This window comes from Streptomyces alkaliphilus (assembly GCF_014141535.1).
Classification (GTDB): Bacteria; Actinomycetota; Actinomycetes; order Streptomycetales; family Streptomycetaceae; genus Streptomyces; species Streptomyces alkaliphilus.
Window position 1 is genome coordinate 1 of record NZ_VKHT01001386.1, and the last position, 1,006, is coordinate 1,006.

1 protein-coding gene is annotated in these 1,006 nt (G+C 73.8%); it reads right to left on the minus strand.

Going from position 1 to position 1,006, the window contains the following annotated elements; translation table 11 throughout:
- Positions 1-22: 22 nt before the first annotated feature.
- Positions 23-736, minus strand: coding sequence for a TetR/AcrR family transcriptional regulator (locus FNQ90_RS24635; RefSeq protein ID WP_182608357.1), 714 nt, complete (start codon positions 734-736; stop codon positions 23-25).
- Between the last annotated feature and the right edge of the window lie 270 nt (positions 737-1,006).

Consider the following 1,006-nt stretch of genomic DNA (forward strand, 5'->3'; position numbering starts at 1 on the left):
GGTGGGGGCCGCTCCCGGCCGGTCAGCGGTCGGTGGGTTGTTCCTCCCGGGGGATCGGAGCGGCCCCCTCGGCCCGTGAACGGCCGGGGTCGGGGCCCCCGGGTTCGTTCCGTTCGGTGTCGTCGAGGTCATCGAGGCCGAGCGCCGGGATGACGACCGCGTCGATGAAGCGGTCGAGGTACTCGGCGTCCGCGTGGGTGCCCTCGAAGAGCGGCCGGGTCATGATGGCGCCCATGAAGGCGTGCACGAGGTAGTCGGTGGCGGGGACGCGGGGCGCGATCTCCCCGCGCCCCACCGCCCGGTGCAGGGCGATGGTCAGCACGTCGGTCTCCGGCTCGACCAGCACCTCGCGGACGGCGCGCAGCAGCTCGGCGTCGCGCTGCCCGGCGTGGAGCAGGGCGTGCAGCAGACCGGTGCTCTCCTCGGAGTCGGCGGCGACCCGCCGGGCCATCTCCCGGATGTCCCCCAGGAGGGTGCCGGTGTCGATGTCCGCCAGGGTGGTCCGCTTGGTGTGCCGCAGTGCGGCGACGACGAACTGCGCCTTGGTGCCCCACTGACGGTAGAGGGTGGCCTTGCTGGCCCGGGAGCGGGCGGCGACGGCGTCCATGGTGAGGGCGTCGTAACCGCGCTCGCGGAGCAGTTCCAGCACCGCCTCGTACAGCTCCCGCTGCCGCTCCGGGGTGAGCTTGCCCCGACCGGCGGCGCGCGGCGCGACGGCCGCGGACTCTCCCGACATGGCGCGTACCTCCCGGAGGACGAGGAAACGGACGGGGCGGGTCCCCCGCCGGTGCCCGTCACGCGGGGTGACGGACACGGATCGGCCGGGAACGCCCTCGTGCACGAGCAGCGTAGCCGGCCTCCTTTGCGAAACGCAAGCGGATCGAAACGTGACCGTTTTCATTCTTCGACGGGCGGCTCCCCGGGCATGACGGCGCCGGGCCGGGGAAGGAGCGGGGGTCGATTTCGTTCGGGCCCGATCCCGGCCGTCCCCCGACCGTCCCCCGAC

Bases quoted from the DNA above. Each gene is read 5' to 3' on its own strand.
- FNQ90_RS24635 (WP_182608357.1), bottom strand. From the start codon at position 736: ATGTCGGGAGAGTCCGCGGCCGTCGCGCCGCGCGCCGCCGGTCGGGGC.